Below are 8,109 nucleotides of genomic sequence, written 5' to 3' on the forward strand. Positions count from 1 at the left end.
GGCGCGGGGGGCGTGGTGGCGGGAGCGGGCGTCGGGCCGCCCTTGCAGGCGGAGGCGAGCACCGCGAGCGCCAGGACGGTGGAGCGGAAGGAGCGCATGGGGCGCGCACTTCATCCCGCCCCCCTGTCGCTTTCAACCCGCTTCGCTCCCCGTCTCAGCCGCGACGACGGCGGCCCAGGAGCGCCATCGCCAGCAGGCCCAGCGTCGCGACGGCCGGCACGGACGTGCTGGTGCACCCGCAGCCGCTGTCGTCGTCGGTCCCGCCGCCGCTGCCAATGGGGTTCTGGTCTCCCGGCTTGATGACGCCGCCGCCACCGCCGTCCTGGCCGGTGCCGCCGTCCGTCCCGGCATCCGCCTGCTGCTGCGCGATGATCAACGGCGGCGAGAACGCCCGGGCCACGTTGCCCCAGGAGGTGAGCTTCACGTTGTCGCCCAGCGTGCTGCTGCTCATGCCGTCGTGCGCGACGAAGAGCCCTTCCGGGAAGGCCGTGCCCAGCGCGCCGGAGAACGCCACCAGCCCGCGCGACTGCTCCACCGCGTCCGTGCCGCCGTCCTGCACCAGCTGGAACGACCCCACCCGGCCCAGCGTGCGCCGGTCGAAGACGACGAAGGTGTTCGCGTTCGGGTCCGACGCCACGACGTAGCCGTCCGTCCCGGAGGCCTCGTACAGCGCGATGCGCCCCACGGACGTCAGGCCGCCGTCCCCCAGGCCCACCACCTGCGTGCCCGTGATGCCGGCGTCCGCGTCCGAGCCGTAGCGGTAGAGCCCCTGCCCCTGCTGCGCCACGTAGAGCGCGCGATACGCCGGGTCCACCGCCAGCCCCAGCACGGTGCCGGCCGGGATGTCCCGCAGGGGGGTCGCCGTGACGCCACCGTCGGTGGGCGTCAGCGCGAACTGCCGGATGCCGCCCGCCGCCAGGCCACCAAAGGCCTGGATGGTCCCATCCACCCCGCGGGCCATGCGCACCGTTCCGTAGGTCACACCTACGTCCAGCGGGGCCACCGTGGGGGACAGGCGGGTGAGCCCGCCACCATCCGCCGTGGCATCCATCACGTAGGGCACCAGCCCCTGCAGCGTAGGACTGGCGCTGAGCACCAGCGCGGCGGACGTCCCGCCCGCCAGAGGGAAGCCCCCCAGCACGTCCACGCTCGAGGACGTGCCCTCGGTGACGGCCTGCAGCTCCCCACCGTCCAGGGCATAGGTGAACAGGCCGTTGTTCTGGTCCGCCGTGATGAGTCGGCTGGCGGACGGGTTGGCGGGGTTCACCCACAGGGCCACGTCGTTCACCGTGCCGCCCCCGGAGCGGGCTCCGGGCTGGGTCTGCAAGGTGTAGGGCGCTTGCACGGGCGCCGTCTGAGCCCCCGCCGCCGTGCTCACGAGCACGGCCGTCAACGCTGGGAGGGAGAGGTTGCGCATGGGCGGCTCCTGGGCAGGTCGCTCCCTACCTAGGCACTTGCCCGTTCCCATTCAAGTTCCCTGAAACCCTGGGACTGTTGGCAGACGGCGAAAGCCTCGGGTACAACGACCCACGTCTTCCAGCGAACAGACAAGGGCCATGGCCAAGCGCGCACTCATTACGGGCATCACGGGGCAGGACGGCAGCTATCTGGCGGAGCTGCTGCTCAAGAAGGGCTACGAGGTGCACGGCATGGTGCGCCGCTCTTCCGAGGAGAAGTTCGAGCGCATCGCTCACCTCCAGGGGAAGGTGCAGCTGCACCAGGGCGACCTCTTGGACCAGTTCTCGCTGGCGGCCCTGCTGAACCTCACCCAGCCGGACGAGGTCTACAACCTGGCGGCACAGTCCTTCGTGCCCACCAGCTGGAACCAGCCGGTGCTCACCGGTGAGTTCACCGCGCTGGGCGTGACGAAGATGCTGGAGGCCATCCGCCACACCCGCCCGCAGGTGCGCTTCTACCAGGCGTCCTCCAGCGAGATGTTCGGCAAGGTGCTGGAGGTGCCGCAGACGGAGGACACGCCCTTCTACCCGCGCAGCCCGTACGGCGTGGCGAAGGCGTACGGCCACCACATCACCGTGAACTACCGCGAGTCCTTCAAGCTCTTCGCGGTGAGCGGCATCCTCTTCAACCACGAGTCGCCCCGCCGCGGCCTGGAGTTCGTCACGCGCAAGGTCACGTACAACGTGGCGCGCATCAAGATGGGCCTCCAGGACACGCTGCCCATGGGCAACCTGGACGCCAAGCGCGACTGGGGCTTCGCGGGCGACTACGTGGACGCCATGTGGCGCATGCTCCAGCAGGAGACGCCGGAGGACTTCGTCGTCGCCACCAACGAGACGCACACCGTGCGGGAGCTGGTGGAGATCGCCTTCGCGCGCGTGGGCCTGGACTACCAGAAGCACGTGAAGATCGACCCCGCGTTCGTGCGCCCCGCGGAGGTGGACCTGCTCATCGGCAAGTACGACAAGGCCAAGGAGAAGCTCGGCTGGGAGCCCACGGTGCGCTTCAAGCAGCTCGTGGAGATGATGGTCGACGCCGACCTGGAGCGGGTCAAGGCAGGGCAGCGGTAAGATGCGCGTCCTCGTCACGGGAGCGGATGGATTCGTCGGCCGGCATGCCTGCGCAGCCCTTCGGGCGGCCGGCGACGAAGTGGTGGAGGTGCACGGGCCCCGCGGCGAGGGCATCAGCAGCACCGCCCTGCACTTCGACGTCGCCGACGAGGCGAAGGTCAAGGCGGCGGTCTCCGAGGTGAAGCCGGAAGCGGTGCTGCATCTGGCCGGCTTCAGCTCGGTGGCCAAGAGCCACCAGAACCCCGCGCGCGTCTTCGCGGTGAACACCATGGGCGTGGTGCACCTGCTCACCGCGCTGCGCGAGAGCGCCCCCAAGGCGCGCGTGCTGCTGGTGAGCTCGGGTGAGGTGTACGGCCCCGTCGCGGAAGGAACCCTCGCGACGGAAGGCCACCCGCATGTGCCGCTCAGCCCCTACGCCGCGTCGAAGTCCGCGGGGGAGCTGGCGGGCGAGCAGTTCTTCCGCAGCTACGGCATGGAGGTCATCCTCGCCCGGCCCTTCAACCACCTGGGCGCGGGGCAGGACCCGACCTTCGTGGTGCCCTCGTTCGCGGCGCAGATCCGCGCCATCGGGCTGGGCACGGTGGACCCCGTGCTGCGCACGGGCAACCTGGACGCCATCCGGGACTTCTCCCACGTGAAGGACGTGGTGGACGCGTACCGGCTGCTGCTCCTCAAGGGCGAAGCGGGTCAGGCCTACAACGTGGGCAGCGGCGAGGGCCGCACCATCCGAGGCGTGCTGGAGGAGATGATCCGGCTGTCCGGCGTGCAGGCGCGCATCGAGCTGGACCCCGCGCGGCTGCGACCCTCCGACATCCCCAGCCTCGTGGCGGACCCCGCCAGGCTGCGTGCGCTGGGCTGGAACCCGAAGCTCACCGTCGCGGACGCGCTGCGCGATGTGCTGGGCCCCAAGGTCGGCGTGCACTGACGCAGAGCCACTGGCCGCGCCTCACGTGGGGCGCGCCAGCGACTGCCACGCCTCCAGGCGCCGGTCCAACGCGGTGAGGGCCCACAGGTCCGCCGCGTGGCCCGGCTTCACGGCGGCCAGGTCCCGCTGGCAGAACTCGCGGGCCTTCACCTCCCCCCACTCCGACAGGATGCGCAGGGCCATCAGCGACGGCTTGCGCGCGACCAGCCGCAGGAGCACGTCCGTCACGCGCGGGCTGCGCTCCGCGTCCGCCAGCCGCTGCACGGCCTCGTGACGGGCGTCCGGCGTGGAGTCCTCCGCCTCCAGGGGCGCCGCCAGCTCCTCGAAGCGCGCTTCGTCCAGCAGGGCCGCGGGCCGCCGGCTCTCCCAGTGCTCCACCGTCACGGTGGTGCGCCCCCGGGCCACGCACTCGCGGCGGATGCCGTCGTTCTTGAGCATGTCCAGCACCCGCTCCGGCGCGTCATTGCTGAGAAGACCCTGCCCGTACCTCTGGGAAGGGCCTTCTCAACCTCAAGAATTCTCACCTCAACCAAGTGAGAAATGAACTTCGGCCGCACTCCTTCCAGATGCGCGTTATGCGCATGCCCGATGTTCACCCAGGCTCATGAGGACGACTCAGAAGGCAGCTGAATTGTCTTTAACAAAGCGAGACAAATACTCCTTCAGTTGCACACTCGCCTCACCACGCTTGAGTTCTTGCCATGAAGTCCCAACACAGGACGATGCCGCCTCTGGACTCCAATGATAAAAATCCGCAACACGGCGCAAAACACCATCCTTAACCAGTCGTCGCAACAACTCCTGACCTACCGCCCCCTTCAGCACCCGCTGATGCTCGACCTTTCTATAGTAGCGGGCCAAGCTCCCCTTGCTGTGCGAACGCAGCGTAAGAACAATCCGCTTAAATCTGAGAAAGGCCTCTAGCACTCGAGGATCTGCGCGCAACTCAGAAGGCACAGCGTCTTCGACATGAAACTCGGTCCATGGATACGACTTCGATCCAGGCCAGGAAACTCTAAGGTTGCCACGCGCAGTCACTCTCCCCAGGCGTGGCGCTTCGCATTCAGACGCAACAAAGGTGACTGTCGGGTCAACACTCTCAGCAACATGACCAGTCCGCTTCTCACCAACAACCACGAGACCCGTGACATCAAATGCCAACTTCTCACAATAAATCTCAACGGCAGGCCCAGCCTCAAACTCATTCTCTGCAGCAGAAAGACGGACCTCACCCGGAACATAAATAAATGTCTCAGCCACTCGCCCCGTCAGCGGAAGCACACTCCCCTTGCCGACCGGTGCACTAAACTCATAAGACGCTGGAAGAACTTCATCCCCAGAGTGAACACAAACAACAAACTCGCCCTCCGCAAACACCCCTCCAGCATCATCCGATTCCTCATCATCGCCCTCAAGGATCATCGACACATGGGTCGTCGGACTCTCAGCAGAGGCCAAGGATCGATAAATCGGCGAAATGTGCGCAAGCGGAATGATGTCTGCACCCGCCTCCTTCATGAAAAGGAAATAGAAATCCGACACAAGCCGCGTCGAAGGCCCATTTCCCGAAACGAACCTTTTTTCTACGGCCTTGCGAAGATCGCCCTCCTCGTAAAACAAAGCCCTAGTAAAAAGATAAGCCTCAAAAACGGCATTTGCAGCCGTCTTTCCGTCACGCAGGAACGGATGTTCATCCAAGAAAGTAACTAGCCGCTGCTCATACTCAGCACGCAAATCTACGGGCAACTTCTCGGACCCGACATATTTCGCATCAAGCAATTTAGCAGCAAGTCGGGAGCACTGCTCCGCTGGACTATACAAAGAATCCCAATCCACCCAGCCATGCTTGCTAGCAATAGGCTCTAGTTGTTTTTGGACGTTCTGCACCAACTTGTGCTTCTGTTCGCGCCGAAGAATATCATCACAAACCCGACGAAGCAGAGCAGCAGGCCGACTTTGCGCTTGTGGCGTCAACGCAGCATCGCCAACCAACTTCATTAATTCCTGCCTTGTTGCCTCAAAATTTTGAGACTCACTCAGGCGAACGGCCATTGCATCGAGCACAGGCGCATACCCAAGGAAAGACTCAGTTGATCGATCTCCAGCAACAGCTTGGCGCATCAAATCAACAAGCATGCCGCGTGCATCCTCAAAAGGCTTTCTGTGCACACGCAAAGCCTCCGCCGCGGCACCACCACGAGCAACGACTTTTCTCTCAATATATTCATCGGCCTGTTCCGACGAGAACGGCTCAATCGACACCAATGCAGGTGAAGCTCCCAACACGCTCAATTCAAGCCATGCAGTCTCCGCAATCTGCGTGCGACCAAGAAGAACAAACGAGCATCCAGAAGCTGCCTTTGAAACCTGGGCAATGTCTTCCAAAAATGCATTAAAAGCCTGGGCCGTAATCTTGACTCGCGCTTCATCAAGAGCGTCAATCACAACACATTGCTTTCCTGACTGGAGGTCAGCCAAGAACCCTGCAAATACCCCCACTCCAAACGCGACACTTAACGTTCCGACGAGCGTATTTTGTCCAACCGGGCCAGACTGAGCCAAGTCCCAGAGAGGAAGATTCTGTCGCGATGCGATTTCTCGCGCCAAGGTGCTCTTCCCTACGGCACCTGGAGCGGAGACAACGATTACACGCGCATTGGCTACGTCGCCAAAATCCGATTGAGGCTGCAATGTCGGCGCAACAAATCCTTCGATGGACTCAGTAAAAGCCAAGCCTGTTTTCGCAAGAATCTTTGGCGTGGCGTTAGCAGTTGGCAAGATCCCACAGAACTTCTCAAGCTCCACAGAACACCCCCAGGATTTAAGCTCTTCGGGAAGTACGACCCCAATGACTGCCGGAAAAGCTTATATCTCTGCCAACCTTTCACGCAACGCACTCAAGGCCAACCCGAATAGATCGACTGCCACGCCTCCAGACGCCGGTCCAACGCGGTGAGGGCCCACAGGTCCGCCGCGTGGCCCGGCTTCACGGCGGCCAGGTCCCGCTGGCAGAACTCGCGGGCCTTCACCTCCCCCCACTCCGACAGGATGCGCAGGGCCATCAGCGACGGCTTGCGCGCGACCAACCGCAGGAGCACGTCCGTCACGCGCGGGCTGCGCTCCGCGTCCGCCAGCCGCTGCACGGCCTCGTGACGGGCGTCCGGCGTGGAGTCCTCCGCCTCCAGGGGCGCGGCCAGCTCCTCGAAGCGCGCTTCGTCGAGCAGGGCCGCGGGCCGCCGGCTCTCCCAGTGCTCCACCGTCACGGTGGTGCGCCCCCGGGCCACGCACTCGCGGCGGATGCCGTCGTTCTTGAGCATGTCCAGCACCCGCTCCGGCGCGGGCGTGCCGCCCTCCACCGTGCGCAGCGCGCGCTGGGACAGCATGGGGGACTGACCCAGGAGGTGCGTGCGCAGCACCGTGGCCTCGACCGTCTTCTCGTTGCCGGGCGGCACGCGGTCCCACTTGAGGAACACCTCCGCCATGCCGCGCTCGCGCACGTACCAGCGGTACTCCAGCCACACCGCCCCACCCCGCTCCGCGAAGCGCGGGTCCGAGGGCTCGTGGAGGCGGGGCGCGCCCTCCCGCGTGCCGGAAAAGCAACGGTCCAACAGCTTCTGGGCGTCTTGAAGTCGCATGGGGAGCGGGCGGCCATTGTAGAGGCCTGCGTCAGGTTCCTCCATCGCCGCACGTTCGTGTCATAACCACACCAAGCTTCAAGGAGGCCTGCGATGCCCACGTCGTCGTCGCCGAGGTTCACGTTCTTCTGGAAGGAGGACTCCTTCTTCTCGCAGTGGCACCCGTCCGTGTTCGAGGTGGATGGCGTGCGCTACACCTGCGCGGAGCAGTACATGATGGCGGGCAAGGCGCGCCTGTTCGGCGACACGCGCGTGCTGGATCAGGTGCTGCGCGCCGCCGCTCCCAAGCAGCACAAGGCGCTGGGCCGCAAGGTGAGCCCGTTCGACGCGGCCCTCTGGGAGCGCGAGCGGGAGCGCATCGTCTACGAGGGCAACCACGCGAAGTTCACGCAGCACCGGCACCTGCTGGAGGCGCTGCTCGCCACCCGGGGCACGGTGCTGGTGGAGGCCAGCCCCCTGGACCGCATCTGGGGCGTGGGGCTGAACGCGGAGGATCCGCGCATCCAGGATCCGTCCACGTGGCGGGGGCTGAACCTGCTGGGCAACGTACTGACGCACCTGCGCGAGGACCTCCTCGCGCAGGGGCACGGCCAGGTCAGAACTTGAAGGTAGCGGACTGCTCCGGCACGCCGTTGAAGTCCAGGTGGAGCGTGGCGTGGTCGCCGTGGCCCTTCTCGCTCCACTCCTGCTGCAGCGTGGACAGGTCGAATGCCAGGTCCTTGTAGATCAGGGCCTTGCACCGGTCGTTGTTCGCGTCGTGCAGCAGCGTGAGCTCCGCGCGCGGCTCGCCCGACGCCGTCTTCGTGAAGCTGCCGTCCCAGGCCAGGCCGTAGCGGTGCTCCTTGCAGCCGCCGCCGTGGCGGACGTGGAGCGTGAGCACGTTGCCCTTCACGCTCTGCGACTCGATGGAGAGCGGGTCACGGGGCGCGGGCGACTCCGTGACCTCCAGCGGCAGGACGACGGCCGGCTCCTGGGTTTCCGCCTCCGCCGCGGGCGACCCGGACTGCCGCGCCGGGGGCGT

General features: G+C 65.5%; 8 protein-coding genes. 3 read left to right on the top strand and 5 right to left on the bottom strand.

The genetic code is table 11. The features are described 5' to 3' along the window. Positions 1–154: 154 nt before the first annotated feature. Entirely contained in the window at positions 155–1,417 is a 1,263-nt protein-coding gene (locus D7W79_RS34840; protein WP_158617128.1) for a myxosortase-dependent phytase-like phosphatase, read from the bottom strand. A gap of 139 nt (positions 1,418–1,556) precedes the next feature. On the opposite strand from D7W79_RS34840, the gene gmd reads away from it, so the two are divergent. Together gmd and D7W79_RS34850 are read left to right on the top strand one after the other, a co-directional pair. Beyond that, positions 1,557–2,528, top strand: coding sequence for a GDP-mannose 4,6-dehydratase (gmd, locus tag D7W79_RS34845; protein WP_120529636.1), 972 nt, complete (start codon positions 1,557–1,559; stop codon positions 2,526–2,528). A 1-nt stretch (position 2,529) separates the two neighbouring features. After that, complete coding sequence (locus D7W79_RS34850; protein WP_120529637.1) at positions 2,530–3,453, top strand: GDP-mannose 4,6-dehydratase; 924 nt, start codon at positions 2,530–2,532, stop codon at positions 3,451–3,453. A gap of 21 nt (positions 3,454–3,474) precedes the next feature. Here D7W79_RS34850 and D7W79_RS34855 read toward each other — a convergent pair whose 3' ends face one another. The 3 genes from D7W79_RS34855 to D7W79_RS34860 all read right to left on the bottom strand — a co-directional run bounded on the left by D7W79_RS34855 (position 3,475) and on the right by D7W79_RS34860 (position 7,088). Continuing rightward, the gene (locus D7W79_RS34855; protein WP_208729920.1) at positions 3,475–3,891 is read right to left on the bottom strand and encodes a hypothetical protein; all 417 of its coding nucleotides are present in this window, start codon (positions 3,889–3,891) and stop codon (positions 3,475–3,477) included. Positions 3,892–4,068: 177 nt separating this feature from the next. Next, positions 4,069–6,258, bottom strand: coding sequence for a hypothetical protein (locus D7W79_RS43365; RefSeq protein WP_147442200.1), 2,190 nt, complete (start codon positions 6,256–6,258; stop codon positions 4,069–4,071). 92 nt (positions 6,259–6,350) lie between these two features. Beyond that, entirely contained in the window at positions 6,351–7,088 is a 738-nt protein-coding gene (locus D7W79_RS34860; RefSeq protein ID WP_244222137.1) for a hypothetical protein, read from the bottom strand. Positions 7,089–7,181: 93 nt separating this feature from the next. Here D7W79_RS34860 and ybiA point away from each other — a divergent pair, with 93 nt between their 5' ends. Then, positions 7,182–7,694 carry a riboflavin biosynthesis intermediates N-glycosidase gene (gene ybiA, locus D7W79_RS34865; protein WP_120529639.1) on the top strand — a complete coding sequence of 171 codons (513 nt, stop codon included), beginning with the start codon at positions 7,182–7,184 and terminating at the stop codon, positions 7,692–7,694. Here the strand turns inward: ybiA and D7W79_RS34870 are convergent. Next, a partial coding sequence (locus D7W79_RS34870) for a hypothetical protein (RefSeq protein ID WP_276375525.1) occupies positions 7,684–8,109 on the bottom strand: 426 nt, incomplete at its 5' end. The two genes, ybiA and D7W79_RS34870, sit on opposite strands and share 11 nt — an antisense overlap.

The organism is Corallococcus exercitus (assembly GCF_003611585.1).
GTDB lineage: Bacteria > Myxococcota > Myxococcia > Myxococcales > Myxococcaceae > Corallococcus > Corallococcus exercitus.